The sequence below is a fragment of the bacterium genome, from assembly GCA_039961635.1.
Taxonomy (GTDB): Bacteria; 4484-113; 4484-113; order JAGGVC01; family JAGGVC01; genus JABRWB01.
In genome coordinates, this window is sequence record JABRWB010000052.1 from 1 (window position 1) to 25,092 (window position 25,092).

Annotated in this window: 28 protein-coding genes and 1 pseudogene; 17 read left to right on the forward strand and 12 right to left on the reverse strand. The window is 57.2% G+C overall.

Going from position 1 to position 25,092, the window contains the following annotated elements; all coding sequences use genetic code 11:
• From aspA to HRF49_08025, 5 genes and pseudogenes are all read left to right on the forward strand, one after another.
• The coding region (aspA, locus tag HRF49_08005; GenBank protein MEP0814593.1) for an aspartate ammonia-lyase at nt 1–704 on the forward strand (704 nt) is incomplete at its 5' end.
• Nucleotides 705–793: 89 nt separating this feature from the next.
• A pseudogene (locus HRF49_08010) lies at nt 794–1,039 on the forward strand (DUF433 domain-containing protein).
• Nucleotides 1,040–1,318 (forward strand): DUF5615 family PIN-like protein, encoded by a 279-nt coding sequence (locus HRF49_08015; GenBank protein ID MEP0814594.1) that lies wholly within the window; start codon nt 1,040–1,042, stop codon nt 1,316–1,318.
• A gap of 292 nt (nt 1,319–1,610) precedes the next feature.
• Complete coding sequence (locus HRF49_08020; protein MEP0814595.1) at nt 1,611–2,651, forward strand: ImmA/IrrE family metallo-endopeptidase; 1,041 nt, start codon at nt 1,611–1,613, stop codon at nt 2,649–2,651.
• An 87-nt stretch (nt 2,652–2,738) separates the two neighbouring features.
• The gene (locus tag HRF49_08025; protein MEP0814596.1) at nt 2,739–3,149 is read left to right on the forward strand and encodes a hypothetical protein; all 411 of its coding nucleotides are present in this window, start codon (nt 2,739–2,741) and stop codon (nt 3,147–3,149) included.
• Between the two features lie 6 nt (nt 3,150–3,155).
• Here HRF49_08025 and HRF49_08030 read toward each other — a convergent pair whose 3' ends face one another.
• The 3 genes from HRF49_08030 to HRF49_08040 are packed head-to-tail and all read right to left on the reverse strand — an operon-like array spanning nt 3,156 to nt 4,097.
• On the reverse strand, nt 3,156–3,557 hold the full coding sequence (locus HRF49_08030; protein MEP0814597.1) for an iron-sulfur cluster assembly scaffold protein: 402 nt from the start codon (nt 3,555–3,557) through the stop codon (nt 3,156–3,158).
• A 22-nt stretch (nt 3,558–3,579) separates the two neighbouring features.
• Entirely contained in the window at nt 3,580–3,789 is a 210-nt protein-coding gene (locus HRF49_08035; GenBank protein ID MEP0814598.1) for a disulfide oxidoreductase, read from the reverse strand.
• A complete protein-coding gene (locus HRF49_08040; protein ID MEP0814599.1) occupies nt 3,759–4,097 on the reverse strand; it encodes a hypothetical protein in 339 nt (112 codons plus the stop codon). The genes HRF49_08035 and HRF49_08040 overlap by 31 nt, the downstream gene beginning before the upstream one ends.
• A gap of 185 nt (nt 4,098–4,282) precedes the next feature.
• Between HRF49_08040 and bcp the strand changes: the two genes are divergently transcribed.
• The 10 genes from bcp to cydB all read left to right on the forward strand — a co-directional run bounded on the left by bcp (nt 4,283) and on the right by cydB (nt 11,392).
• Nucleotides 4,283–4,765 carry a thioredoxin-dependent thiol peroxidase gene (gene bcp, locus HRF49_08045; GenBank protein ID MEP0814600.1) on the forward strand — a complete coding sequence of 161 codons (483 nt, stop codon included), beginning with the start codon at nt 4,283–4,285 and terminating at the stop codon, nt 4,763–4,765.
• A gap of 114 nt (nt 4,766–4,879) precedes the next feature.
• Complete coding sequence (locus HRF49_08050) at nt 4,880–5,359, forward strand: transcriptional repressor (protein MEP0814601.1); 480 nt, start codon at nt 4,880–4,882, stop codon at nt 5,357–5,359.
• Nucleotides 5,352–6,203, forward strand: a complete 852-nt coding sequence (locus HRF49_08055; GenBank protein MEP0814602.1) for a TIGR02757 family protein — start codon at nt 5,352–5,354, stop codon at nt 6,201–6,203. The genes HRF49_08050 and HRF49_08055 overlap by 8 nt, the downstream gene beginning before the upstream one ends.
• 14 nt (nt 6,204–6,217) lie before the next feature.
• Nucleotides 6,218–6,805 (forward strand): peroxiredoxin, encoded by a 588-nt coding sequence (locus HRF49_08060; GenBank protein ID MEP0814603.1) that lies wholly within the window; start codon nt 6,218–6,220, stop codon nt 6,803–6,805.
• An 80-nt stretch (nt 6,806–6,885) separates the two neighbouring features.
• Entirely contained in the window at nt 6,886–7,404 is a 519-nt protein-coding gene (gene tpx / locus HRF49_08065) for a thiol peroxidase (GenBank protein ID MEP0814604.1), read from the forward strand.
• A gap of 55 nt (nt 7,405–7,459) precedes the next feature.
• Nucleotides 7,460–7,951 (forward strand): ferritin, encoded by a 492-nt coding sequence (locus HRF49_08070; protein ID MEP0814605.1) that lies wholly within the window; start codon nt 7,460–7,462, stop codon nt 7,949–7,951.
• Nucleotides 7,952–8,038: 87 nt separating this feature from the next.
• Complete coding sequence (locus tag HRF49_08075) at nt 8,039–8,422, forward strand: carboxymuconolactone decarboxylase family protein (GenBank protein MEP0814606.1); 384 nt, start codon at nt 8,039–8,041, stop codon at nt 8,420–8,422.
• Nucleotides 8,423–8,495: 73 nt separating this feature from the next.
• Nucleotides 8,496–8,891 carry a GAF domain-containing protein gene (locus HRF49_08080; GenBank protein ID MEP0814607.1) on the forward strand — a complete coding sequence of 132 codons (396 nt, stop codon included), beginning with the start codon at nt 8,496–8,498 and terminating at the stop codon, nt 8,889–8,891.
• A gap of 69 nt (nt 8,892–8,960) precedes the next feature.
• Nucleotides 8,961–10,370, forward strand: coding sequence for a cytochrome ubiquinol oxidase subunit I (locus HRF49_08085; GenBank protein ID MEP0814608.1), 1,410 nt, complete (start codon nt 8,961–8,963; stop codon nt 10,368–10,370).
• On the forward strand, nt 10,370–11,392 hold the full coding sequence (cydB, locus tag HRF49_08090) for a cytochrome d ubiquinol oxidase subunit II (protein MEP0814609.1): 1,023 nt from the start codon (nt 10,370–10,372) through the stop codon (nt 11,390–11,392). The genes HRF49_08085 and cydB overlap by 1 nt, the downstream gene beginning before the upstream one ends.
• 6 nt (nt 11,393–11,398) lie before the next feature.
• Here cydB and HRF49_08095 read toward each other — a convergent pair whose 3' ends face one another.
• Entirely contained in the window at nt 11,399–12,634 is a 1,236-nt protein-coding gene (locus tag HRF49_08095) for a PLP-dependent aminotransferase family protein (GenBank protein MEP0814610.1), read from the reverse strand.
• A 127-nt stretch (nt 12,635–12,761) separates the two neighbouring features.
• Complete coding sequence (locus tag HRF49_08100; protein MEP0814611.1) at nt 12,762–14,036, reverse strand: serine hydroxymethyltransferase; 1,275 nt, start codon at nt 14,034–14,036, stop codon at nt 12,762–12,764.
• A 179-nt stretch (nt 14,037–14,215) separates the two neighbouring features.
• Here HRF49_08100 and HRF49_08105 point away from each other — a divergent pair, with 179 nt between their 5' ends.
• The gene (locus HRF49_08105; GenBank protein ID MEP0814612.1) at nt 14,216–14,632 is read left to right on the forward strand and encodes a hypothetical protein; all 417 of its coding nucleotides are present in this window, start codon (nt 14,216–14,218) and stop codon (nt 14,630–14,632) included.
• Between the two features lie 18 nt (nt 14,633–14,650).
• Here HRF49_08105 and corA read toward each other — a convergent pair whose 3' ends face one another.
• Nucleotides 14,651–15,664, reverse strand: coding sequence for a magnesium/cobalt transporter CorA (corA, locus tag HRF49_08110; GenBank protein MEP0814613.1), 1,014 nt, complete (start codon nt 15,662–15,664; stop codon nt 14,651–14,653).
• A 22-nt stretch (nt 15,665–15,686) separates the two neighbouring features.
• Here corA and dnaX point away from each other — a divergent pair, with 22 nt between their 5' ends.
• Nucleotides 15,687–17,777 carry a DNA polymerase III subunit gamma/tau gene (dnaX, locus tag HRF49_08115; protein ID MEP0814614.1) on the forward strand — a complete coding sequence of 697 codons (2,091 nt, stop codon included), beginning with the start codon at nt 15,687–15,689 and terminating at the stop codon, nt 17,775–17,777.
• Between the two features lie 7 nt (nt 17,778–17,784).
• Here the strand turns inward: dnaX and HRF49_08120 are convergent, their stop codons facing one another.
• From HRF49_08120 to HRF49_08145, 6 genes are all read right to left on the reverse strand, one after another.
• Nucleotides 17,785–20,799: a hypothetical protein gene (locus HRF49_08120; protein ID MEP0814615.1), complete on the reverse strand. Its 3,015-nt coding sequence runs from the start codon at nt 20,797–20,799 to the stop codon at nt 17,785–17,787.
• Nucleotides 20,800–20,857: 58 nt separating this feature from the next.
• Nucleotides 20,858–21,367 carry an NUDIX domain-containing protein gene (locus HRF49_08125; GenBank protein MEP0814616.1) on the reverse strand — a complete coding sequence of 170 codons (510 nt, stop codon included), beginning with the start codon at nt 21,365–21,367 and terminating at the stop codon, nt 20,858–20,860.
• A complete protein-coding gene (locus HRF49_08130) occupies nt 21,364–23,148 on the reverse strand; it encodes an RDD family protein (protein ID MEP0814617.1) in 1,785 nt (594 codons plus the stop codon). The genes HRF49_08125 and HRF49_08130 overlap by 4 nt, the downstream gene beginning before the upstream one ends.
• A 368-nt stretch (nt 23,149–23,516) precedes the next feature.
• Entirely contained in the window at nt 23,517–23,654 is a 138-nt protein-coding gene (locus HRF49_08135; protein ID MEP0814618.1) for a hypothetical protein, read from the reverse strand.
• Between the two features lie 15 nt (nt 23,655–23,669).
• On the reverse strand, nt 23,670–24,263 hold the full coding sequence (locus HRF49_08140; protein ID MEP0814619.1) for a hypothetical protein: 594 nt from the start codon (nt 24,261–24,263) through the stop codon (nt 23,670–23,672).
• Nucleotides 24,264–24,275: 12 nt separating this feature from the next.
• The coding region (locus tag HRF49_08145) for a hypothetical protein (protein ID MEP0814620.1) at nt 24,276–25,092 on the reverse strand (817 nt) is incomplete at its 5' end.

Here is a 25,092-nt window from a genome sequence, read left to right on the forward strand (position 1 = left end):
GCGCGGTCGGAACGGGCTTGAACACCGCGCCGGGCTACCGCAGGCTCGTCGTGAAGCACATTAACGAAATCACCGGGAAGGAATTCAGGAATCCGCCGGACTTTTTCGAGGCGATGGCCAGCTTCGACGCGATCGTGGAAGTTTCGGGCGCGATCCGCGTGCTCCTAACCTCGCTCAAGAAAATCGCGGACGACTTGCGGCTGCTCGCAAGCGGGCCGCGCACCGGTTTTTACGAAATCGTCCTGCCCGCGGTCCAACCGGGAAGCTCGATCATGCCCGGCAAGGTCAACCCTGTGCTGGCGGAGATGCTGAACATGGTCGTGAGCCACTGCATGGGGCTGGACGCGGCCATCGTGCACGCGTCCCAGGCGGGCCAGCTTGAGCTTAACGTGATGATGCCTGTCATCGCGTTCGATTTGCTTCAGCTTATCCAGGTCGCATCGGGCGGGATCGAGGCGTTCACGGACAAGTGCGTCGCGGGAATCGCGGCGAACGAGGAGATCTGCCGCCGGTTCGCGGAGAAAAGCCCTGCGCTTGCGACCGCGCTGAACGTCAAGATCGGCTACGCCGAGGCCGCGAAAATCGCGAAGGAAGCCATGGCGAAAGACGAGCTTATCCGCGACCTCGTGCGTGAAAAGGGGCTTTTGACGGACACGGAAATTGCGGATTTGCTCGACTTGCGGAAGATGACGGAGGAGCCGTAGCCGCGACGGTTTTGTCCAATGCTGCGGCCAATCGGCCCCAAAGGGTATAATCTTCCTTGTGCGGCGAAGTTGCCCGCTCAGGAAATGCGATGTTGCAAAACGAATTGCTGTCCAGGATAACCGTCAATCCCGAAATCTTTGGCGGGAAGCCCATCATCCGCGGCCGAAGGCTGGCGGTCGAGCACGTGCTGGGCCTGCTCGCGGCAGGGGATTCCGCCGAGGAAACACTGGAAGGAATTCCATGACTTGAGCCTGACGATATACAGGCATGCCTTCTGTTCGCGCAAAAAATGAAGGCAAATCAGACATTCGAGCCTCAGCTTGCGGGCAAATAGATGCGTCTGCTTCTGGATACCTGCATCAACAAGCATATCAAGCCTCTTTTAATTCAGTCCGGACACGACGTCGTCTTGGCGGGCGATTTCGAATTCGATCCCGGAGACGAGGCGATTCTAGTGCAAGCTCATTTGGAAAACAGAACGCTCGTGACTCCGGACAATGACTTCAGGGCACTTGCTGTTCTGTTTGGAAGGCCGCACTGCGGCATCATCAGGCTGGTAGATATCAGAGGACTGGAGCAGGCTGTGCAGATTGAACGAATCCTCGATAAATAAGAAAGCAAAGTGCGAAACAGCATAATCACGGTAACGAAATCGCGGATACGAATCATGGCGACAGGCTAGTTCAGCCGGTTTATGGAGTTTTTTCGCACCGGGAAGGGATGGCGAAGACGAGCTGATCCGCGACCTGGTGCGCAAAAGGGGCTGCCGACCGAGGCGGAGATAGCAGAATTTCTAGATCTGCGGAAGATGAAGGAAGAGTCGGGGTAGGTTTCCGTTGCGCAAAGAACGCGGTTTACAAACACTCAGATTTTGGGTATAATGTAAACCGGTTGAGGTGAAGAGAATGGATATTGGCCAGAAAATTAAAAGTGCGCGCATTATGCGCGGACTTTCAGTTCGGGAACTTGCCGAAAGAGTCGGCGTGAGCCACACCGCAATTTCCAAATACGAAACTGGAAAGAATAAGCCTGGAACCGCCGTAATTATAAAATTGGCAAGGGCGACTAACTTAAGGCCTTCTTACTTCCTGCGCTCGCCGAAGGCCATTGCAGTCATGCCAAGATTTCGAAAGCGAAGTAAGGTAGGGGCAAGAAAGCTCGCTCAAATCGATGAGAATTTTCGGGATAAGCTTGAGCGATTCTTGGAAGTGGAAGGAATGGTGGGCATTTCATCAGATCACCATCACCTACCTGACGGTTTTCCATACAAAGCGCGCACTTTGAAAGACGCTGAAGATGCTGCGATTAGGTTGAGGGAAAGTTGGAAGCTTGGCGTGGACGCCATTGAAAGCGTTGCCATGGCGTTAGAGGATAATGGCGTCCACGTAATTCCTATCCAAACCGAAGAGGATTTCTTCGGTTGCGCATATGCAACCAAATTAGAGGACGGGAAACCCGTACATGCTATTGCTTTCAACAAGAATCTTCCATGCGACAGGGCAAGGTTCACCCTTGCGCACGAACTCGGGCATATTGTGCTTGAACCATCGGATGGCCTAGATGAGGAGGCCCTTTGCAATAGGTTCGCGGCCGCATTTTTGGCACCAAAAGAAACGGTTGAAAAAGAGCTTTCCTTCCAAAGCCGTTCCTTATCGATCGCCGAATTAAAGTACTTAAAACTCAAATACGGGATGAGCATGCAGGCTTGGTTGTATCGCGCACGGGATTTGGGAGTCATTTCCGATGCCACCTTGACTAGGGAATTCAGGCGCTTTTCCGCACTTGGATGGAAGAAAAAAGAACCCGTGGAGTGCAACTCGCGCGAAGCTCCCGCCCGTTTTGAGGTTTTGGTCAAGAAATTGCTTGAGGAACGTGCAATTTCCATTTCAAGAGCAGCTGAGTTGCTCGGAGTACCAACTTCAGATCTAATGGTTGAATCAGGATAGGGCAAGGGGGAGGGGACGATTTACGTAATTGACACCTCGGTTGTTGTAAACGCGTATAACGGAAGCGTTCTTACGCAGTTTGCCCAAGTGTGCTCCCCACTGTTTACAACGGATCTGGTCGCCGAGGAATTCAAGCGCCCAGAAGCGGTTGTGCAGTTTATTGAACTGGTTAAAATCGATAGTCTGAATGCCGACGAGTTGGATGAGTTGGAGATTATCCACAGCGAGCATATGTCGATATCAAGAGCAGATATCTCCGCACTGCTATTGGCTCGCAAGCATAGTTCGACGCTTGTCACTGATGATGGACAGGCCAGGCGGCTTGCTATGAAATCAAATTTGGTGATCCACGGGTCACTTTGGGTGCTGGATCAAATAGAACAGCACGGGTTAGTTTGCGCGAAGGAACTTTCCAATTGCTTAACAAGGATGATTAAAGCGGGGGGAAGATTCCCGCTATCAGAAGTCGAGAAACGGCTGGCCAAATGGCTCGGTTGAGTGGCCTTACCCCGCGCCCACCGGCGCGGCTTCCTTGCCCTTCTTTTCCCTGTAATCCCTAATCGTGTCCTGCAGAAGCCCGTGGATGAGCGATAAATAGTTGCGCTTCGCCTCTGGGATGCCGTCCAGCACCGCGTCGATGTGGCGCTCGGTTATGAGTTCCGCTTCGCTTATCGTTTTGCCCTTGCAGAGTTCGGTGATAACGACGCCCATCGCCTGGCTGAATCCGCAGCCGAACGTGAAGTACCGGGCGTCCTCTATAAGCTCGGTTTCGTCGTCCACCTTGAAGTAAAGCATCGTCATGTCGCCGCAGCTGGCGTTCGTGACCATGCCCTTTGCGTTTGCGCCGGGCAGGTCGCCGAAGTTGTAGCGGTTGGTTACGAACTCTTTGAACTTCTCGAAATTCATAGCGGATACCTCGCCGCGCCGATCACATCTCGGAGAGTTTGTTCAGCGCCTTCAAGAGCATCTCCAGCGGCACCCCGAAATCCTCGGACACCTGCTTGAGCGTGGCGGAGTCGTCCACCGAGCAGTGGTGGCACCCGCCGATGTGAAAGTAGGCCAGGACATGCTTGGCCCGCGGGTCCGCGGTAAGAATTTCTCCGACGGTCATATTCTCGTGAAAAGCAACGGCTTCCATTCAAAATCTCCTGGCTCCGGAGCTGCCGGATTGCCATCTAGCCATACCGCATGCCCCGCCTCATTATCGAACTCCATCACAGCTGAAACCGCTGAACGATTTAGCGCCTTTTGAACTTCCGTGACGCCGGTTCCGCCGGACTGCCAAGAGCTTGTGATTAGGCGGCCGACAGCCACTTTTTGGAAAATCTGCTCGGGTTTGTGATTATTCCGGACTTTTGAGGTATGATTAATTTTGGAAGACCTGACGGGAATCAGGGCTTCTCCAGGGAACTGGTCGATCGCAGCCCCGGCTTCGCCGGGGCTCAACAAGATTCCCTTCTCCCCCAGGGGGCCTGCTGAGACGTTCCTCCGACCCAAGATTGAACGGCAGGCCCCTGTGCTTTTTGGGAGCAAATCCACCCTCGATTGCAGATTTTTCGCGCGCGCACCGCGCGCCGGAACACTCCAAACTGGTATAAAGTGCTGTTTTAAATTAGATTCCGGAGTACGCGATGCTTAAACCAGGAGACAACGCGCCGTCGTTCTCGCTCGAATCCAGCAAGGGCGGCAGGATAACGCTCGAATCGCTGAAGGGAAAATGGGCTGTGCTTTACTTTTATCCGAAGGACAACACGCCCGGATGCACCGTGGAAGCGTGCGGATTCCGGGACGGCCTTTCGAGCCTCACGGAACTTGGGGCGGTCGTTCTCGGCGTTTCGCCGGACGATTTGGAAAGCCACCGGAAGTTCATTTCGGACTATGACCTCAATTTCGCGCTTCTTTCCGACCTTGACCACGAAGTTGCAGAGAAATTTGGTGCATGGACGGAAAAAACCAACTACGGCAAGACATACTGGGGAATCCAGCGTTCGACGTTTTTAATCGATCCCAACGGCAAAATCGCGCACGTCTGGCCCCGCGTCAAGCCGGAGAGTCACGCGGAAGAAGTACGCGCCAAGCTGGAGGAGCTGTTGCGCCAGTTCCAACAGGCATAAACGCACTACTGCAAACCCGTCCGCCGCCGCCCGCTTGAGAAACCTGTAACAAGGTTGAGCTTAAAGCAATTTGGCACATTTATAGGTAAATAGTAATGATTCCTATTAGCGATAATGAACAACGCTCAAACCAGGCCGATTTCGCGGATGACCCTTCAGCGGAAGGTGATTCTTGACGCGCTCAGAAGCGTCAAGACGCATCCGACCGCGGACGAGCTTTACGCGATGGTCAGGCGTGAATTGCCGAACGTAAGCTTGGGAACGGTTTACCGCAATCTCGAAACGATGTCCGAGATGGGAGTGATTCAAAAACTGTCGAACGGCGAAGGAAAAATGCGGTTCGACGGAAACACGGCACCCCATCACCACGTATGCTGCACTGTTTGCGGCCGGCTTGACGATATGCCGGTCGAGGCCGTCGGAAGCGTCATGTCGCTCTTTCCCGGCGCCGGCGCGCACGGAATCACGGGCTATGATATCGAGTTCAAGTGGATCTGCCCGCGATGCAGGGAATCGGGCGTGGGCGAGCCGCACGACCAGACATTCGAGGCATGGTTCGAAGACGCCGAAAAGGCGGTGGGCGACATTGGTTGAACGCAGTGTTTCCGAAAGCCGCCCCAGAGTCAATAAAGCCGCCCTCGACGCGCTGTACGAGCGGCTGAACAAGCGCGAATACGTATCGCCCGATCCGCTGGAAGTTCTCTACGATTATCCCGACCTGCAGGACAGGGAAATCGCCGCGCTCGTGGCGTCCTCGCTGGCATTCGGCGGAGTAAAACAAATCGTCACAAGCGTCCGCAAGGTGCTTAAGGCAATCGATCCACCAAGCGTGACACTGGCCAAATGGAATCGCGGGAAACTTGCAGCGGCGGTTTCCGGCTTCAAGCACCGCTGGGCTGCGGGCGCGGATATGGCGGCGCTGCTTTGGGGAGCGGCCGAAGCAATCCGCTTGTTCGGAACGCTGGAAGCTTGCTTCGCGGCCAAATTGAACGGCACCGTGCAATCGGCTCTTACCGGTTTCGCGACCGCGATCGCGGGCGACGGGACAAATCCATTGCTTCCCATTCCATCCCGCGGAAGCGCGTGCAAGCGGCTTCATCTGTTTTTGCGGTGGTTGGTTCGAAAGGACGCGGTGGATCCCGGCGGCTGGACATGCGTATCCCCTTCGATGCTTACGATCCCTCTCGACACGCATATGTTCAGGATTTCACGCGCGCTCGGACTGACAGCGCGCAAAACCGCGGGCGCGAAGTGCGCCGAAGAAATCACAGCCGCGTTCCGCACGGTATCGCCGGAAGATCCGGTCAAGTACGACTTCGCGCTGACACGGCTCGGGATACGCTCCGATCAGGATCTGCACGCATTCGTGCAGGAGTACGGAGCACAATTTGAAGGAAAGGCCTTCGGGCCTGCCGATAGTTCTGAATTTCAAGGATAAAGAGGAAAAAAAAGATGTCACTGATGATTACGAAACCCGCCCCGGACTTCGAGGCAAACGCGGTTATGCCAGACGGCAGCTTTGGCAAGCTTAAGCTTTCGGATTACCGCGGCAAGTATGTGTTGCTTTTCTTCTACCCGCTCGATTTCACGTTCGTCTGCCCCTCCGAAATCATCGCCTTCGACAAGGCACTTGACGAGTTTAAAAAGCGCAACTGCGAGGTGATCGGAGTTTCGGTGGATTCCGAGTATACGCATCTTGCTTGGAAGAATACTCCCCGGAACGAGGGCGGCTTGGGCAATGTGCAGTTCCCGCTGGTTGCGGACTTGACGAAGCAGATCTCGCGGGATTACGGCGTTCTTCTCGACGAGTCGGTTGCGGTGCGCGGGCTGTTTTTGATAGATCGCGACGGGATTGTGCGCCACATGCTGGTGAACGACCTGCCGCTGGGCCGGAACGTGGACGAGGCGGTTCGGATGCTCGACGCGCTTCAGTTTTTCGAGGCTCACGGCGAGGTATGCCCCGCCAACTGGCGTCCCGGAGAGGAAGCGATGAAGCCCACCGCAGAGGGAGTAGCCAAGTACCTTGAAGCACATGCATAGGCCGATGCGATAACTTTACGGCGTGGTCTATAATCAATTCCAGGGAGTATGGGGTTTAAGTGTTCTCCGGAGGAGTCAGCATGAACGAACGCAAGGGTGTTTTCACAGCGGGCGGCAACCCGCTTACGCTTCTCGGCGACGAGCTTAAGCCGGGTATGACCGCGCCGGAATTCACGGTGCTGGACGGCGAGCTCAAGCCCGTCAGCCTGTCGCAGTTCCGCGGCAAAGTCGTGCTGCTGTCGGTGGTCACATCGCTTGATACGGGCACGTGCGATATTCAAACCCGCAAGTTCAACGAGAAAGCGGCGTCACTCGGGGATGATGTCGTCATCCTCACCGTCAGCATGGACCTGCCGTTCGCGCAGAAGCGCTGGTGCGGCGCCGCGGGAATAGACAAGGTTGTAGTACTTTCCGATTACAGGGACGCGGATCTCGGCCCGAAGTACGGAATTCTAATCAAAGAACTCCGGCTTCTCGCCCGCTCGCTGTTTGTCATCGACCGCGAGGGCAAGCTCGTGTACGCGAAGACAAACTCCGAAAACGCCGACGAGCCGGACTACGAACCTGCGCTTGAAGCGGCGCGAGCCGCTGTTGGATAGTTTTGTCCGCCGCAAGGCGGTTGATTTGATTTAAAAACTTTGAGGAGAAAAAGAAATGCTTAGCAAAAAGATGCTCGCCGAGCTTAACAAGCAAGTCGGCGAAGAACTCGGTTCGGCCTACATCTACCTTTCGATGTCGATGTGGTTCGAGACCAAAAACCTGCGCGGTATGGCGGGATGGATGAAGAAGCAGTTCGAAGAGGAAGTCGAGCACGCGGAAAAGTTCATGGATTACATCAACACCCGGTTCGGAGCCGTGAAACTTGAAGCGATCGGCGCCCCCAAACACGAGTGGAAATCTCCACTGGACGCTTTTGAAACCGCCTACAAGCATGAGTGCCACATCTCGGCCTGCATCCATAAGCTGGTGGATTTGGCCAGGGCCGAGGGCGACAAGGCCACCGAAAACTTCCTTCAGTGGTTCGTGGAAGAGCAGGTGGAAGAGGAAGAAAACACCATGAACGCGGTCGAGATGCTCAAAATGGCGGGAGATCATGTACCCGCGCTGATGATGCTCGACCAGATTTTTGGCAAGCGTGAAGATTAATTTCAAGCGGGGAGGGGCTTCGGCTCCTCCCCGCGGTTTGTCCCCGCGCTGCGCCAACACGGCCAGCCGAAGCGGGCGGTGATTCCGATGGCTGAAGGCAAAACCGGGCTGGAGCGGTTCAAACAAGAGCGGGCTCGGCTGCAGGAGCAGTTTCAACGCTTCGCCGGGACGAATTCCAAACGATTTCTCGCGCTGGACAACCGCGTATACGAAGCCGGGGCGTTGTCCGCGAAAACAAAGGAGTTGCTGGGATTAGTCGCATCGTTGGTTTTGCGCTGCGACGATTGCATAAGCTACCACCTCGACCGCTGCAGATCCGAAGGCGTTACAACGGCGGAGCTTGAGGAGGCGATCGCAATCGGGCTGATCGTAGGCGGCTCTATAACCATCCCGCATATTCGCAGGGCTGTCGACGCCTGGCTGGAATCCGGCGGCGGCGAGTCCGTAAGCGGAGTTGATCCAATTGAATAAGCAGGCGAAGTTTTCCGATTTCGAGGCGCTGTACGCGAAAGTGAAGTCGATCGCGGATACCGGGGACGACGCGATGCTGCGCCTGCGGGCGATCTGCCATCTGCTGAAAGACAACGTGCCGCACTACGATTGGGTCGGCTTCTACTTCGTCAATCCTGAAAACGGGAACGAGCTCGTCCTCGGCCCGTTCGCCGGCGAGCCGACGGAGCACACGCGCATACCGTACGGCAGCGGAATATGCGGCCGCGTCGCGATTTCCAAGGAGCCGCTCGTCATCCAGGACGTTTCAAAAGAGGATAATTACTTGTCGTGCAGCGTATCGGTGCGGTCGGAAATCGTGATGCCGATATTTCGAGACGGCAAATTTGTGGGCGAACTGGATATAGACTCGCACATGCTCGCGCCGTTCGAGCGCGGCGATTTGGACTTCCTCGGGCGCGTCAGTACGCTGCTTGCAAACTTGATTTAGCATTATGACGGCTGCGGCGGGCCGCTTTGCAATGTGGCTTGTGAAGAGAATTACAAGGAGATGATTTGAATGGAACTCGATGCCGGATTTCTTTCCCGGCTCCAGTTCGGGATCACGATTGCTTTTCATTATCTCTTTCCGCCGCTTTCGATAGGACTCGGCGTGCTGCTTGTCATTTTCGAGGGTCTGTACCTGAAAACCGGGAACAAAACCTATGAATTATTGACGAAATTCTGGATCAAGATTTTCGCGATCACATTCGGGATGGGAGTTGCATCCGGCATCGTAATGGAGTTTCAGTTCGGCACCAATTGGTCTCGCTACTCCCGGTATGTCGGAGACATTTTCGGCAGCGCGCTGGCGGCCGAAGGCGTGTTCGCGTTTTTCCTCGAATCGGGATTTCTTGCCGTTCTCGTTTTCGGCTGGAACCGCGTCTCGCCGCGGATGCACTTTTTTTCGACGTGCATGGTGTCTCTCGGCTCCATCTTTTCGGCAATCTGGATTATCGTGGCCAATTCCTGGCAGCAGACGCCGGCGGGATTTCACGTTGTGGACGGCCCGAACGGTTTGCGCGCGGAAATCACGGATTTCTGGGCGGTCGTTTTCAGCCCGTCTTCCATGATCAGGCTGGCTCATGTAATTTCCGGCGCGCTCATCCTCGGCGCGTTCGTCGTTATGAGCATCGGCGCGTACTACATCCTCAAGAACGTTCATGCCGATTTCGCGAAGCGGGGATTCGCCATCGCGCTGTTCGTTGCGCTGTTCGCGTCGCTTTCCCAGCCATTCCTCGGCCATTACCACGCCATTGTCGTTGCAAAGCACCAGCCGGCCAAGCTGGCCGCATTCGAGGCGGTTTACGAAACGACGGACCGCGCGCCGCTTTACTTGTGGGGATTTCCGGACGACGCGTCCAAATCGGTCAAGGGGAGCGTCGCCATTCCCGGCATGCTCTCGTGGTTGGTTCACGGCGACGCGAATGCGACGATTCCGGGGCTCAACGAATTCAGCAAAGACGAGCGTCCTCCTGTGGCCGTGCCCTTTTACAGCTATCACGTGATGGTCGCGCTGGGGATGTATTTCATCGCACTCACGCTTATCGGCGCGATTCTGTATTTCGCCAAAAGGCTGTTTGGTTTGCGATGGTTGATGTGGATTTTCGTCTTTTCGGTAATTGGCCCGTATCTGGCCAACCAACTCGGCTGGATCGCCGCGGAAGTCGGGCGCCAGCCATGGGCGGTTCATGGCCTGCTCCGCACCGACGAGGCGTTTTCCGTTTCCGTCGCGGGAGGCGACGTGCTTGCGTCGATAATCATATTTTCCATTCTTTACGCGATTCTCCTCGCGCTTTACATTTACGTTCTGGACAGGAGGATAAAGGCCGGGCCAGGGGTGTTCGAAGGGCCGGAGGAAACCGGGCCGTACATGCCGGAGGCGATTCCACCGTATCTTGAAGCATCGCCGGAAGGAGGAAAAGGTTAATGAACCTTGACCTTAATCTTATCTGGTTCGTGCTGCTCGGCGTTTTGTTGACCGGATACGCGATTTTGGACGGATTCGACCTGGGCGTCGGCATCCTTCACTTGTTCGCCAAAGGCGACACCGAGCGCAGGATATTCATGAACGCTATCGGCCCGGTGTGGGACGGCAACGAAGTGTGGCTGGTTACATTCGGCGGCGCGCTTTTCGCGGCGTTTCCGGAAGCTTATGCAACCGCTTTTTCGGGATTCTACATTCCTTTCATGATTCTTTTGTTCGCGCTTATATTCCGCGCGGTGGCGATGGAATTCCGCAGCAAGGAAAATATGACCTGGTGGAGGAAGACGTTCGATCGCGCGTTCTTCGCCGCGAGCTTGGTCGCGACGCTTTTGTTCGGCGTCGCGGTCGGAAACATGATGCTGGGAATCCCTATTGGTCCGGGCTTCGAGTACGAAGGGACGATGCTCGACCTGCTGCGGCCTTACGCCTTGCTTGTCGGGCTGTTCACGGTGTCGCTTTTCGCGATGCACGGCGCGATTTATCTGTATCTCAAAACGGAGGGCGCGCTTCAAATGCGCGTGCGGCGCTGGATTTGGCGCGCGTTTTTCGTTTTCCTTCTCTTCTTCGCGACAACAACGGCGGTGACTCTAATCCATGTTCCAACCGCGCTTTACAACTTCACGCATTTCCCCTGGGCGTGGATCGTCGTCGCGCTCACAGCGCTCGCGATAGCGAATATTCCCAGGTGCATCCACTTTGACAAGCCCGGCTGGGCGTTCGTAAGCAGCGCCTGCACGATCGCGGCGATGGTGTTCCTTTTCGGTATCGCGGTTTTCCCGGACATGATCCTGTCGTCGCTCGACCCCGAATACAGCCTGACGATATACAACGCGGCCAGCTCGGAAAAAACGCTTGGAATAATGCTCGTGATTGCGGCCGTCGGCATGCCCATCGTCCTGGCGTACACCTCGATTATTTATTACATCTTCAGAGGAAAAGTGAAGATTGACAGGTTCAGCTATTAACGATTGCTATCCTGCCGCCGCGCCGGATTTGCCCGCGACCATTTCTTTCAAGCATTTACCGAGAATCTTCGAGCCTTCGTGGATCTGCTCGATCGTCGGATAGCTGAAGTTGATGCGCCCCGCTTCGTTGCGCTCGCCGTAGCAGTCGAACGCCGCGCCGATGACGAATGCAAGGTTGCGCTCGATCGTAACCTTGAAAAGCTCCGTCGCGTCGATTCCCTTCGGAAAAGTCAGCCAGGAAAACATTCCGCCGTCGGGTTTTGTCCAGTGCGTACCGGGAATATCGCCGAGTTCCCGCTCGAACGCCTCCAGAAGCGCTTCCTGCTTCGGGCGGTAAAACTTGACGATGAATTCGAGCTGCTTGTCCAGGTGGCCTCCGCCAAGATAGTGCCCCGCCAGAAACTGAACGAACGGACTGGTGCAAAGGTCGGCCGGCTGCTTCAGGATGGTGAGTTTTTCTATTATTTCCACCGGGCCGGTCACCCATCCCAACCGCAAACCCGGAGCGAATATCTTGCTGAACGTGTGAAGCGTGACGACCGTATCCCGCCTCTCGTCCAGCGAAAGCATCGAAGGCAAATCTTCTCCCGAGTAGCGCAGTTTGCGGTAAGGGCTGTCTTCCACGACTACGATTCCGTGCTCGCGGGCCAGCTCGATCAGCTTTTTGCGCTTTTCAAGCGAAGTCGTGACTCCCGCGGGATTCTGGAAATCGGGAACTAAATAAATGTACTTGATTCTTCCGTTCCGATTCTTAAGCGCGTCCTCGACCTGCTCGATTACGATTCCGTCGGCCATGTCCATGTCCACGCCGATGAACTCGCCGCGGAAGCCGCGCGCCGCCTGGAGGAATCCAAGATACGTAGGCCGCTCGCATATCACCTTGTCGCCGGCGTCCAGAAACGCCTTTGCCGTCAGCTCTATCGCCTGCTGCGCCGCGGAGGTGACGAGAATATTCTCCGCGGTCACGTCAATCCCGTCGTATGCCTTGTGGTACTTGATCAATTCCCTGATCAGTTCGGGATGTCCTTCGGTGGGGCCGTACTGCAGCGCCGTATCGTCGTGCTGGTCCACGACATGATCTACAAGCGTCCTCATCAATTCCTGGTTGATCGTGTCGGGATGAGGCAATCCGCCCGCGAAGCTGATCACGCCCGGCTTGGTCGTCAACTTCAGGAGCTCTCGTATTTCGGATCGCTTTACATTCTTGGCGCGGTCGGAAAAAAGCTTGTCGGCCCAGATCATACGGAAACCTCCGGTGGAAGGATGTCTACCAAGCCATTATACCGGACTGTGCCTTTCCGAAAAGGCGGCGCGGAATTTGAAGGCCGGAAATTTGCGCCGAAATCACAAGCCGATTGGTGGTGCGGCGCTATCCCGCGGCCGTCAAAGTTTCCCCTTGCCAGATTTCGGGGTAAAGCGGATATCTGTCGCAAAGCTGCGCGACTTTGCCCCGCACGGAATCCAGATCTGCCGAACCTTCATCCGCAAGCAGCGTCGCCGCGATCAGCTCGCCGATTTCGTGCATCTCCGCCTCTCCCATTCCTCGCGTGGTCAGCGCCGGCGAGCCTATCCTTATTCCGCTTGCGATGAACGGCTTCTCGGTGTCGAATGGAATCGTGTTCTTGTTGACCGTTATTCCCACGGAGTCCAAACGTTCCTCGGCTTGCTTGCCGGTCAGCCCCTTGGATTTCACGTCCACGAGGACAAGATGGCAGTCCGTTCCGCCCGAAACGATGCGGAATCCCTTGGCGGCGAGGCTCGACGAAAGCGCCTGCGCGTTTTCGAGCACCCGCCGCTGGTAAACCTTGAACTCCTCGGTTCCCGCCAATTTGAAGCAAACCGCCTTCGCGGCGATCGCGTGCATCATCGGCCCGCCTTGGACGCCGGGAAAAACCGCCTTGTCAATCTGCGCCTTGTATTCTTCAGGGCAAAGTATCAGCCCGCTCCTCGGCCCGCGCAGAGTTTTGTGCACGGTGCTGGTTACGACATGCGCATGCGGCACGGGAGTGGGATACAGTCCCGCGACAATCAATCCCGCCCAGTGCGCGATGTCGGTCATCAAATAGGCGCCGACGCTGTCGGCAATCTCCCTCATCCGCGCGAAATCGATTTTGCGCGGGTAGGCGCTCGCTCCGACGACGAGCATTTTCGGCTTTTCCGCGGCGGCCTGCTCCGCAAGCGTGAAATAGTTGATCTGCTCGGTTTCCTTGTCCACGCCGTATGAGACGACTTGGAAATAAATCCCGCTGAAGTTCAGCGGGTGGCCGTGCGTAAGGTGGCCGCCGTGGGAAAGATCCATCCCCATAATCTTGTCGCCCGCGGAAAGAAACGCCATGTACGCGGCGGTGTTCGCCTGCGCTCCGGAGTGCGGCTGGACGTTGGCGTGCTCCGCTCCGAACAGCGCCTTCGCGCGCTTGCGCGCAAGCTTTTCGGCCACGTCCACGAACTCGCAGCCGCCGTAGTAGCGTTTTCCGGGGTAGCCCTCGGCGTACTTGTTCTGCATCGGCTGTCCGAGAGCCTCCAGAACGGCGTATGGAACAAAATTTTCGCTGGCAATGAGCTCCAGCTTGGCATGCTCGCGGTGGGCCTCGTCGACTACGGCTTGGTAGATTTCAGGGTCGGTTTCTTTCAAATAATCGTACATCAGGCGCTCCTTAAGGCACGCGGATTATAACATCGCGCCTTTCAAGCCTTACACAAAAACGCGTTTTGAGCGTTTTATTACGACACCGCGTGGGTATAACAAGATTGCGATTCGGTGGGAGGCCCCGGTTCCCGTCGGATCGTAAGGACTGATACAAATATTGATACAATCGCCCCGGAATGAAGTCGATTTCGGCAATTTTGATCTTGTTTTCTTTGCTCGCAGCCGTTTCGTGCGGCGGCGGCGGCAAGTGGGCGGGAGAACCTTACCCCGCCACCGTCACGTCGGTCGTCTACACTTCCGATCCCATCCACGTCGGCAATCCGTTCGTCGTGACGATGCGGCTCGAGTTTTCCAAGTCCAACCAGGTGTTCGTCGGAAGTCAGGTCACTTGGGATGCGACGAGCTTTACCGTAACCGTTTCCCCGTTGTTCCGCGACAGCAAGTCCTCTTCCGGCGGCGCCCCTCCGGAGCCGCTAATCAAAGGCGAAGTGCTGACATTCAGCACTGACGGCACTTGGACCATCCGTGTGGAAAGCGCGTCAGGCGTTCAGACGAAGCAAATTACGGTTGTTCCGGCCGGGAGCGAGCTTTAATTAAAACCTGCCAAGCAATCAAATCCAGCCGCGTTTCCTGAAGAAGTAAAGCAGAACGGCTGCGATTCCGCCCATCAGCAGCAGCACCATCGGGTATCCCGCAGGGTGCATTATCTCCGGCATATACTTGAAATTCATCCCGTAAATTCCCGCAATCAAATTCAGCGGCATCAGGATTACGGTGATGATCGTCAGTATCCTGATTATCTCGTTCGTCCGGTTTGAAACCAGCGTGATGTGCAAATCCATCAGGTTCGCCAGCGCGTCGCGCTCGTGCTCCAGAATATCCAGGGAGCGCTCCAGCTGGTCGATCAGGTCGGAGAGGTAGCGTACGGCCTCGGCCTCTTCCTCTTCCTCTTCGGGATGCTGCTTGCGCATTATCCCGTGCACTATCGCGCGTTCCGGCAGTATCGAGCGGCGCATCACGTTCAGCGACTGGCGCAGCGTCAGAATGTTGCGCATAAGCTCGCGCTCGCGCATCCGGCTCTGAATGCCGCGCCCCGCGAGAATCATTTCCTCTATTCTGTCGGCCAACAGCTGCACGTGCGTCAGCTCGGAAATGTACGCGTCCACGATGATGTCCAACAGATGGTGAAGGAACATCACCGGCTTTTCGCTCGTAGTCTGAAGGTACTCCGGCACCGGCAGCATGTGCTCCTTGAACTCCGCAAGCTCGCTTCTGTGAACCGTAATCACGTAATTGCGGCCGACGTACACGTTCAGCTCGCGCGCCTCCACCTCTCCCGTCCGCTGGTTGATCGTGAAATAGTGGAAGATGTAAAACTGGTAGTCCTCGTAGTCGTCGGCTTTGGGCGTGTACGGCTGGGACGAGTAGCAGTCCTCGACGGTAAGGGGGTGGAACTCCAGCTTTTCCTCCAGCAAATCCTTGACTTCGCTCTCTTTGGCTCCGGTAATGTCAATATCCACCCAGCAGAATTCCCAGCTTGCAACCAGCTCCTGGACGGCCGCGGGCGCGAGTTCCTTGAACTCGGCTACGCGATCCTCCAGAAACTGAATTGCACGAATCTTCACCTGCCGGCCCTCCGAAAAGCGCGTGATTGTAACACCATTCCGGGCGCATCCGCGCGCGTTTGCCCAGCCGCCCGCCCTGCCCTATAATCGCGTCGTGGGCTACCAGACGCTTTACCGCAAGTACCGCAGCCAGACGTTTTCGGAGGTCGTGGGCCAGAAGCACGTCATCCGCGTCCTGCGGGGCGCGCTTTCCCGCGGCCGCATCGCCCACGCGTACCTGATGAGCGGGCCGCGCGGCACCGGCAAGACCAGCGTCGCGCGCATCTTCGCCAAGGCGCTGAACTGCCCCGACGCCCGCGACGGAGAACCATGCGGCGGCTGCCATGTGTGCACTTCCATCGCCGAGGGGCGCTCGCCCGACGTCATCGAAATGGACGCGGCGTCCAACCGCGGGGTCGAATCCATCGAAGAGCTGCGCCGCGGCGTCCAGTTCGTCCCGCAGGAGCTTCGCTACAAGGTCTACATAATCGACGAAGTCCACATGATTTCGACGCACGGCTTCAACGCGCTCCTGAAAACGCTGGAGGAGCCGCCCTCGCATGCGATCTTCGTCCTCGCCACCACCGAGCCGGACAAGCTTCCGATAACGATCCTCTCCCGCTGCCTGCGATTCGAGTTTCACCGCATTCCGTTCCGCGAGCTTGCCGACCACCTGATTTCGATTGCAAAGAAAGAAAACCAGGCGCTGTCCGACGACGCGGCGATGCTTCTCGCGGAGCTTGCCGAGGGCAGCGCGCGCGACGCGATAAGCCTGCTCGACCAGCTCATCATCGCGGGCGAGGAGGAGATAACGCCGCTTCACATCCGCGAACTTTTCGGATTGTCGCATCCGAAAGCCGTCACCGAGCTCGTGCGCGAGCTTGTCGGCGGCAACCTTCAACAGCTTGTGGAGCACTTCCGCGAGGCCGTGGCGGAGGGCCGCGATCCGGAGCATTTCCTGCGGCTGCTTTACGGCAAGCTGCGCGACGGATATCTGCGCGAAGGCGACGACGACGAGCTTTTATTGATGCTCGAAACGGTGCCGCGAGAGCGGCTTTTGCTTTGCGTCGAGGCGATTTGGGACGCTCTCGGGCTTCTGCGCCGCAGCAACCATCCGGTCGGCCTCGTCGAGCTGACGCTTTTCAAGCTCGCGGCGATAATCGAAGGCGCGCGCGTATACGAACTGCCCGGCCCGGAGAACGCGGGCACTTACAGATTCCAGGAAAGCGCGCAAAAGGCGGCCGCGCCAGCCGCGCCGCGTCCCGAGAGGTTTTCCGCCGAATCCGAACCGGCCGGCGAGCCTATTCCGGCGGACGATGAATCCGCGCCCGCGCCGCAACCGCCTCCCAAGCCCGCGGCGGCGGGATCGTACGGGCCGCGGGCGATTTTGGAAGAGCTGCGCGGCGGCAAAATGAAAAGCGGCGAGCCGCAAGGCCCGCCCGCGCAGGGCGCGGGAACGCCCCCTTTTAGCGGCGACGCATCAGCGCGCGCGGCCGCGGAACCGCGCCCGGCATTGCAACCTTCCTCCGATTCATCCGTCTCGGAGCCGCCCCCTCCCCCGCCGGATTCGGACGAAATCCTGATTCCGGTGGAGCATGACGATTACGGGCATCCCGCGGATGCGCCCGTCACTTTCGCCGAGCCCGCGCCTGCCGCGCCGCCCCCCCCCAAGCGCGTCAAGCTCAAATCGGCGGACAGGTCCAGGCTTCCCTCGGGGCTCACCGCATTCCCGGCCGACCGCTGGAAAAAAACGCTCGCCGCGCTGCGTAAGAATTACTTTTCCACATATTGCCTGATTCACGAGGACAGCGGCGTAACGCCGATTCTTCTTCGCCCCGGCGTTTTATATCTCGCGTTTCCGGCGGATTCCAATCTCGTACGCAACTTCTGCAAGGAAGGCAGGCACAAGCGCGCGATCGAGGCGACGCTGACCGAGATGCTGGGTGACCCCGAGACGCTTGGCGGGGAAGCGGAAGGCGCGCGTAAATCGGAGAAGCCAGCGACCTGGCAGGCCGTGTTCGATCCCGGCGAAGCGCCCGACCCGGACGGCGACGACGAAGCGGTTGCCGCCGAGCGCGCCGCGCAACTTGAACTCCTCTTCGGGATGAGGAACGGCGGAGGGGAGGAGGAGTAGAGATTCTCTAAAACTGCCAGTAGACCAATTCACCTTCGGGAAATTGGTTGTAATATGGTGCGTAATCCAGCACTCCAATTTCCTGAAAGGATAGCCGCGCCTCGGTGATGTCAATTGCCAAGTTTATTGCACTGCATCCCAAGTATGGGTCCTCTTGAAGTCGCTCGGGAGCCGTCCACGCAATGCCATTAAACGTACTTCTCGTAAGATAGCTTTTGGCGTCAACGGCAGCCTGCGCTTCAGAATAATCCACAACTGCATGAACATAAGAGTAATAGAAAAATCCCTGGCCCGCTTTGTTGAAGCAAATAACCGGATCCGGCCCCTCAAAGTCGGTGGTGATTACAAACGCGCCATCCCACAGGGCATCTCCCTCGGCCAAAACCTGATCCTGCCAATTGCCTTCCGCATCCTTCCACGCGACAACAGCATCATTTATGGGTACGCTTTGGCCAAACCCAAGGTATACATCCCTGTCTCGCCCCATTGCAATAAACGGCATTTCAGTAACCGTATTGTAAGTTAGGAATATTGCCTGGTTTGCCATCCAGTCGCCTGGCACCTTTTCAACCGTCCATTCACCACTATCCCTAATACCGTAATATACATAGGCTTTGTAAATTGGATGAGGCATTGGTGAAGGATCAAAATTGCCGTAATCGTACGCAACGCTCGGAATTCCATCCGGGGTAAACACGAAGCTTGCCCCCGGGCTGTTGTATAGCATGCCTTCGCTGGTTTGAATCGTTTCAGTAGTCCACGAATCGCTCCCCGACTTAAAAGCGTATTTAAGAACGCTTTCGGAGTCATTGTACAGATGCGTTCCAACCCCCGCATTATATACTATGCCTATTGTGTCGGTGGGTTCGAAATACTCCATTGTTGATGTCCAGCAAAACTCAAACCCTTTGCCGTCATATCCAGAACTGTCTACAACATCAAGTTGCCAATTCTGCGCATTTACATCTCCGGTATAAACTTCAAGAGCTTGCGCTGCGCGATTGTAAGCGCTAACAAGCAATGTATCTCCGCGAATCTCAATGCTGGGATGATCGAAGCGACCGTTTTCAGAAATAACTTCGTGCACCCAGTCAAAACCATCGTAATAGCATAAAGCCAGTCGATTCGCGGGACCCATCGTGTATGCAATTACAGGGGCATTATCGATAGGGGTCAATACGATGTCACTGTCATTGGAAATAACTCCACAATCCCAAATCGTGTCAAACTCCGGCACCTGGAACGGAAATACGCCTTCCGCGGGCGTGGCGGTAAGCACTTTCAGGTTTTGATCCTCCAGTCCGCGGGGCGAAACCGCCTTTACGCCGAAGCTGTAAATCTGGTCATTCGTCAGGCCGGTCACGCGATAGGACGTCGCGCCCGCGACGTTCGTGTGATTCCCGCTCGTGAAAAGCTGGAGAGGGCTGCCGGTCAGGTCTCCCTCGGCCCAATACACCTCGTAGCTTGGTTCTCCTTCGGAGTGGTAGGCAAGCCCCCAGCCCACATTGACGGCCTGATCTCCCGGATCCGCCTCGGTGATTCCTATCGTGAGCAACCACGTGGGCGGCACGTCGCCGGCGCCGCTTCCAGGCTCCACGACAAGCCAATCCGCACCGCCCGGATGCAGCGGATGCGGATTGTATTCCGGCGTTTCGTTTGGGGGAACCGCGCTGTCGCGCGCGTGGACGCCGATTGAGAGCGTCTCGCCGATCGCGGCACCGTCCGAATCCGTTATCGTATAGTTAAATGGGCTTGACTGTCCTGTAACATCAACTTCGAACACGCGTCCGCTTGCGCGGGCGTCCGCATAATCCAGCGTTTCTCCGACTTGCCAGTACACCCAGTACGACACGGGCGGACTGTCCGCGTCCGTCGCCTCGCCGAACGTGATGTTTATTTCGGTGTTGCCGATATTGTAATTCCCCGCGATGATTCCCAGCCCGGACAGCCAGGTCGGCGGAGCCGTATCTCCGCCCGGATTGGTCGAGGTTGAAAACGGCCCGCCTTCGATGCCGTACTCGCCGCCGGAGCACGGGCGGATCCAATATCTAAGATTCGTCGCGTCGCTTCCGGTAAATGCGGCCTCCAAGCCGTACCTGTGCGTCACCTGGTAGCGCGGGCGCAGGCCGTCGCCGACCGCGGGACGGTTTATCGTGAACGGAAACTCCGGATTGCTCGGGAAGGGAATATCCCCCATATCCGTCACGTTGCCGCTTCCGTCGTCGATTCCCCAGCGCACGGCATACCCGTCCAGCGAGTTCAAATAATTGACCGCTATCGGAGTTATGTCGCTTACGCCTATTTCGCCGTTGCCGTCGCCGTCAATGACAGCGATCGGATCCGTCGCAGGATTGCCGGACGAAGTCGTTTCAAGATAGTGCAGCGCGACGGGCGTAATGTCGGCGACCGATACTTCGCCGTTCAAATCGTAATCGCCCTGATTGCGCTCGATGAAGGTGATCGTGCAGGTCGCCTCCGCAGTGTTGTCGTAGACCGAGGCAGTTGTGATTTTGTTTTCTTCGTTTTTGGGAGCGCCGCTTGTTTTGCGCGCCGCCTCGAATGGACGCGGAGCGAATTCAATCTCCGCGATGCGTCCGCTTCCGGATGCGCCTTCGGATTCCATGGGCCGCGGAATCACCGCGCCGACCGCGACGACTCCCGGATAATCCGTCACGCCCAGGAAGAGCGCACCGGGAAGAAATCCCGCGTCCTTGACCGAAACGGGAGAAAACCGCGATGCGTCGTATTCCAGGTGGAAAAGCGCGCTTTTGTAGCCTTTCGCGCCCTCGACTGCGACCGCCACGAGCTTGTTTCCGCCCGATGTTTCGGTCACTTCAAGCGAAAGGCTGCCGCGCTGGGAAGGATCGGGATCGCCGTATCCGAGCGGAGCTAGCGTGAATTCGCCGCCGGGCGAAGCAATACGCAGGCCGTAGCCGGACGGCCCGCCGCCGCGCCCGCAGGCGAGCACAAATCCCGTAAAAACCGCCAAAACGACAACCGCAACACGCGAAATACCCTTCATGACCCGCACCCCCGGAAGTGGGAAGACATTTAATTATACCCAGGGCTTCCCTTTTCTATCAGCGGGCGGTTTTTTCGTAAATTTCGAATCCTGTGGCTGCGATCCGCCGGTATTCGGCGTATGTCAGCAGCTTGGCCGCTTCGGTTGGCTCCGCGAACCGGATTTCGGCTATACCCTCGTCCGCCGCGTGTTCGTTATCGGGGATGCCGGCAACATCCGGCCCGGGCATAAACTCGTAAAGATAAAACTTGATCGCCTTTCTGTGCGGCGGGCCGCCTTTTTCCCCGAATGTGTACTTCACGTCGCCGATTTCGCCGAGCGGGCGCAGCCGCTCCGGCGCGATTCCCGTTTCTTCGCAAACTTCGCGCAGCGCCGCGGCCTCCGGACTCTCTCCCGGATCCAGATGCCCTTTCGGAAGCAGCCACTCCTCCCGTCCGTCCGAGCGGATCACTCGGATAAGCAGCGCTTCGGGATTTCCGTCGGGATTGCGCCGGACAACCATCCCTCCACCGCAATCGTGCTCCACCTCGCCGCGCGCATTCGGTCTGTTCGAAAACTTATGTCTCAAGGAATTTCCTCGCCAGTTTTGTTGGTTGCACCTGCGGCCGCGATTCGAACCATAAAATCCCCTGCGGGCGGGTACGCGTTGTCGCCGCGGTAAGTCACGACGCGCGTTCCGGTGAGCCTGTCCGCGAGTCCGTACGCCTCGCCCGGCCCCCATACGTACGAAACCAGCGCCAGCACCCCCGCGGACGCGATTCCCAAAACCGCGAACAGCGCGCGCGCGATCCGCGGACGCAGATCCGGCGAGCGCCCGGAGTCGTCCACCGGCGCGATGTTGCACGCGCGCTGGCCCGCGCTGCGCCCGGAGAACACCGGCGCAAGCCCGATGAATATCCACGCGATCGCCGGCAGCCCGACCAGCCACCAGATAGCCTGCGGAGTAAATCCGCGCTCAAGCAATCCCCCCAATCCGCACAGCTTCGCCAGCGCTTCGCCCGGATCAAGCCCGGCGAAATCGAGATTGCCCGAGCGCCGCGCGATCCAGTCCACAGCGTTTCCGAAGCTTTGCGCGAGTCCGCGCAGCGGATGCAAAAACGCAAGCTGCAAAAGCCCCGCAACCGCTGCGGCCAGCGCCGCGTCCACAATATGCGCCAGAAGCCTGTGCCCCGGGCGTGCGGGAACGCCCTCGTAGTCTATCCGCACCAGCCCGTACCGCCGCGCGCCCGCGCGGACAGGAGTCGGCCGCAGATCCACCTGCGGATGCTTCGCCCAGTCCTTCGGAATTTCGTACGCATTGCGGATAAGGTACGAGTCGAAGCAGTCCCGGCACGCGTACACGCCCTTTACGAGCGCCATGCACTTGCGGCACATCCGGCGATGGCACAGCGGGCACTCCCGGTCTGCGTTCCGGTAATCGTGGTTCGGGCAGCGCGGCACGCCCTCGATGCGCGGCTCCGGCTCGTCCTCCCAGTCGAATTCGAGCGCGTCCGCGTCGCGGTTTTCGTCATCCGCGACCGCGGGCGCTTCCAATTCGTGGAACCTGAATTCGATCCCCTCCGGCTCGCTCGCGATTTCCGGCGCATCTTCCCCGCCATCGGACGCTTCGCCCGGCAGGTCGAACTCGCGCGGGTAGACTATTTCCGGCCGCTCGAGCCGCGCCGCGTCGGCCAGCCGCTTGTCGTACGCGGCCTCGCGCCTCGCGCGCAACTCTGCGGGCGTCATATCCGCGCCCTCGTATTCGATGTACTCGAACAGCCCCACGTCCACGTCCGGCCTGCGCGCCAGCGAGCCCGCGATCTTGCGGCTTCTCGTTTCCGCATCCTCTTTCGGGGTTCCGAGGAGCCTCGCTATCCGCTCCTTCTGCTCGGATTTGGACTTTTCCTCGTCCGGAATCTCCACCTCCGGCGGCGGCTTGCCGGGAAACCACCCGACGCCGGAAAAGCAGTACGGGCAGCTTTCGAAATGGGCGACGGCGCGCTTGTGGTCGAATGCGACCTTCATTTCGCGGTAGCCGCGCGCGTTCAAAAGGTGGATCAGCGCGTGGTGGAATGACAGCCTGTTACCGCATTTGTCGCAGATACGTTCATATGTTTCGAGGGCGCTCGCCTCGGATTCGCCCTCGCTTTTTTTCTGCCAGTAGAGCCACATGTACGGGCAGCGGCCGGCCTTCCTGCGCGGCTCGCAGTCCACGCAGTACCGCCAGGTCTTGTTTATCGCGGTGTCGCGCGGGCACCAGCGCGTGCCGTCGATCGGATCCACGGGGGGATTATAGGTTACGCGGCCGGTAACGCGGCCGCGCACCATGGCGGGAATCGACGCGGAATGAGGCTTGGATTGCGCGCGCATCCGGCCGCCAAACAGGCCGCCGCAACCGCCGCCGCTTTGTGCGCGGGTTCGGGCCGCCGTACCTATGCCGGACCTATGCCAAATTGCGCGACGCGGGGCAGAAGGCAGCACGGCCGTCCCGGCGGGGAAACCGAACCGCGGGGACGCCAAGGTCAATTGCGGGAAAGGCCGGCAACCACCCTTTGAGCGTTGGAAGCTGGAAGTTGTGCACTGGGGGTTGAGGGAAGAGAGTCGGGAGTTAAGCTTTGGGAGCTGATTGGAGTAGGTGGTTGAGCGTTGAAGGATTGATTCCAAGGAGCGCGGCGTTCACGCCGCGGCCGCCGGTTTTTTACCGCAAAGCGCCGGCAACCCGGCGCACTCCCGAAAACCTACGGCAGCGGGAACCGGACGAGGGCCTGCTGGCTGGGCAGCGTGCAGTACACCCGGCTCATCGAGTCCACAATCTCGATGTCGCTTGAGCCCTCCAGCCCCCAGCCGGCTTTCCGGGCGGTGCGGGTTTTGCCCATGGGTTTTATCGTGCATCAATAATCTCCTCTTGCAACCAACCCACCTACTACTTCGTAAACCTCGGGGCCAATTATTTGAACTTCCGAATCCCATGTGTTCGCCGCGGTTTGCAGAGCCGCGGTTACCAATTTTCTATAGGCTTCTTGGTCACGATCAGAATATGGCAGGCTGTTCCAAATTCTGTAGAACTTCGTGTCAGCAATCCTAATCTTAAAGATAATCGTTTCCTCTGCCCAAGGGGATGATGCCTCCGCGACTTTCTCGGCCGTAAATACCTTGCTGTCTAAAATAGCCTGAAATAATCGCTGAGCATCGGCGTTTTTAAGTTGTCGCGTCGAGCGTTTAAGCCAAGGATGACCATCGCCTGTGAATGCGTCGACTTTATCCAACAAGCCATTTTTAAGCAGCACGATAGAATACTTCCTGCCATGTTCTACATTTCGCACGTATACAACGGTGATTTCGGCGTCCACAGAGGCAAGCTCCTCTGGAGCCAAAACCATGCTTCTTGTAATTGATGCCATTATATCAAATGCAGCCTGGTCTGGAGTAGGAGTCTCACACTGAAGAAGAATTGCAAGGGGTATAATTGCCGCTAACAAAAACATTGCAGTAACCTCCTAATGATATCTCGATGCCGTAGGCATTCGAGAGTACTTCATGCGATCGTAAGATACCCAAAGTGGGATTTTCACTCCGCAGTCATAAATACCATCCTTCACGCCATTATCCAAATAAATGTCGTGCCAAGGAAGGCCTTGACGCATTATGTCGTTTTCTACACTGTCTTCTTCGGGACACCAGGTAGTCCGCTCAAATGGGTCGTATTGCAGTAGGTGGGTGGTTTCGTGGCAAAGCGTCTTTAAAAGCGCGTAATCATAGGTGTTAAGTCCCGGATACCATCGGTCCGAAACATCCACCCGGTATTTAATAAATGGAACTGATAAGACGCTTATGGGGTGGCCTTGGGCAGATGTAACGCCCATATACGCGTCAAAGTCATCCTTAATAATGTCGACGCCCCAAATGTAAGCCTCTGTGGAAGAATCGGAGTCGTAATCCTGCATCAAGGGCATTGCGTATGTTAGAAATCCGAGCGGATCAGGATCACCTGTAATATGAAAGTCGTAGGTAACAAAGTGGCGAAAAGGCTTTCCTAGATTCTGCTCAATTGCTGGTGCCCAAACATAACAATCATCTAGAAATCCATTAAGGCTGAACAAATGACCCGATTCAGAAAATGAGCTTATGAGTCTACAATCCCCATATTGAGGTTTTTTGCAATTGTAGCTTAGGTCAGGAATACTGGTTGGTGGAGGCCAAAGGTGGTTTCCGGGCGGCGCTTCCATTGCGTAATGAACGATGTCCAGCTTGCGCCAGGTGGTGACAACCGAGCTTTCCGCGCCCAGGACTTCCGGAGGGCATTCGTCGCCCGAC

Excerpts from the sequence above, each read along its gene's own strand:
- HRF49_08015 (MEP0814594.1), top strand. The coding sequence starts at position 1,040 with ATGCGTCTGCTTCTGGATACCTGCATCAACAAGCATATCAAGCCTCTT.
- HRF49_08020 (MEP0814595.1), top strand. The coding sequence starts at position 1,611 with ATGGATATTGGCCAGAAAATTAAAAGTGCGCGCATTATGCGCGGACTT.
- HRF49_08030 (MEP0814597.1), bottom strand. The coding sequence starts at position 3,557 with ATGAATTTCGAGAAGTTCAAAGAGTTCGTAACCAACCGCTACAACTTC.
- HRF49_08035 (MEP0814598.1), bottom strand. The coding sequence starts at position 3,789 with ATGGAAGCCGTTGCTTTTCACGAGAATATGACCGTCGGAGAAATTCTT.
- bcp (MEP0814600.1), top strand. The coding sequence starts at position 4,283 with ATGCTTAAACCAGGAGACAACGCGCCGTCGTTCTCGCTCGAATCCAGC.
- HRF49_08050 (MEP0814601.1), top strand. The coding sequence starts at position 4,880 with ATGAACAACGCTCAAACCAGGCCGATTTCGCGGATGACCCTTCAGCGG.
- HRF49_08060 (MEP0814603.1), top strand. The coding sequence starts at position 6,218 with ATGTCACTGATGATTACGAAACCCGCCCCGGACTTCGAGGCAAACGCG.
- tpx (MEP0814604.1), top strand. The coding sequence starts at position 6,886 with ATGAACGAACGCAAGGGTGTTTTCACAGCGGGCGGCAACCCGCTTACG.
- HRF49_08070 (MEP0814605.1), top strand. The coding sequence starts at position 7,460 with ATGCTTAGCAAAAAGATGCTCGCCGAGCTTAACAAGCAAGTCGGCGAA.
- HRF49_08075 (MEP0814606.1), top strand. The coding sequence starts at position 8,039 with ATGGCTGAAGGCAAAACCGGGCTGGAGCGGTTCAAACAAGAGCGGGCT.
- HRF49_08080 (MEP0814607.1), top strand. The coding sequence starts at position 8,496 with ATGCTGCGCCTGCGGGCGATCTGCCATCTGCTGAAAGACAACGTGCCG.
- HRF49_08085 (MEP0814608.1), top strand. The coding sequence starts at position 8,961 with ATGGAACTCGATGCCGGATTTCTTTCCCGGCTCCAGTTCGGGATCACG.
- cydB (MEP0814609.1), top strand. The coding sequence starts at position 10,370 with ATGAACCTTGACCTTAATCTTATCTGGTTCGTGCTGCTCGGCGTTTTG.
- HRF49_08095 (MEP0814610.1), bottom strand. The coding sequence starts at position 12,634 with ATGATCTGGGCCGACAAGCTTTTTTCCGACCGCGCCAAGAATGTAAAG.
- HRF49_08100 (MEP0814611.1), bottom strand. The coding sequence starts at position 14,036 with ATGTACGATTATTTGAAAGAAACCGACCCTGAAATCTACCAAGCCGTA.
- HRF49_08105 (MEP0814612.1), top strand. The coding sequence starts at position 14,216 with ATGAAGTCGATTTCGGCAATTTTGATCTTGTTTTCTTTGCTCGCAGCC.
- HRF49_08120 (MEP0814615.1), bottom strand. The coding sequence starts at position 20,799 with ATGAAGGGTATTTCGCGTGTTGCGGTTGTCGTTTTGGCGGTTTTTACG.
- HRF49_08130 (MEP0814617.1), bottom strand. The coding sequence starts at position 23,148 with ATGCGCGCGCAATCCAAGCCTCATTCCGCGTCGATTCCCGCCATGGTG.
- HRF49_08135 (MEP0814618.1), bottom strand. The coding sequence starts at position 23,654 with ATGGGCAAAACCCGCACCGCCCGGAAAGCCGGCTGGGGGCTGGAGGGC.
- HRF49_08140 (MEP0814619.1), bottom strand. The coding sequence starts at position 24,263 with ATGTTTTTGTTAGCGGCAATTATACCCCTTGCAATTCTTCTTCAGTGT.